This is a genomic window from Corynebacterium sp. zg-331, from assembly GCF_014267345.1.
Taxonomy (GTDB): domain Bacteria; phylum Actinomycetota; class Actinomycetes; order Mycobacteriales; family Mycobacteriaceae; genus Corynebacterium.
Window position 1 is genome coordinate 1 of the sequence record NZ_JACMYD010000024.1, and the last position, 537, is coordinate 537.

1 protein-coding gene is annotated in these 537 nt (G+C 53.8%); it reads right to left on the bottom strand.

From position 1 onward, the window contains the following. On the bottom strand, positions 1-537 hold a 537-nt coding region (locus H7347_RS10550; protein ID WP_222129924.1), incomplete at both ends, for a hypothetical protein.

The following is a 537-nucleotide window of genomic DNA, read 5'->3' on the forward strand; positions in this document are numbered from 1 at the left end:
GGCGTGATGGCATGAGCCTGATCCTCATTAGACTCCACCGAAGTACCCTCCGGCTGCTCCCTACCATCCTTATCCACAAACGGAACCTCACGGCCCTCATCATCTACCGGCGTACCAGCAGACTTAGCCTTATCCGCATGCAACGAACCCGCAGCAGGCGCCTTCAAATCACCAACAAAGACAACCTTCTCACCAGGCTTCAACAACGCCTGCTTCTCCGCATTACCCGCAAACCCAGCAACACGAATATTGCCCACCTGCGGAGTAGAACCATCCACACCAGACACCGTGCTATCCAAAGCATTGGTAAACGCAGCCGTAATAGCAGCATCCGAAGGCGTAGCAATATCCTTCAACGCCACCTTACCGGTATTCTTCACCACAAAAGCAACAGTGAGATCCTCACCCTCAGCAGAAGCCTTATACGCCTCCGCCTCAGTCTGAGAATCCTTCAACCCCTCAGCCGCCTCCACAGAAGCAACCTCAGACTTACCACCGATGTACTTCTTCAGCTGAATATCAGCCGACTGCGGCTCA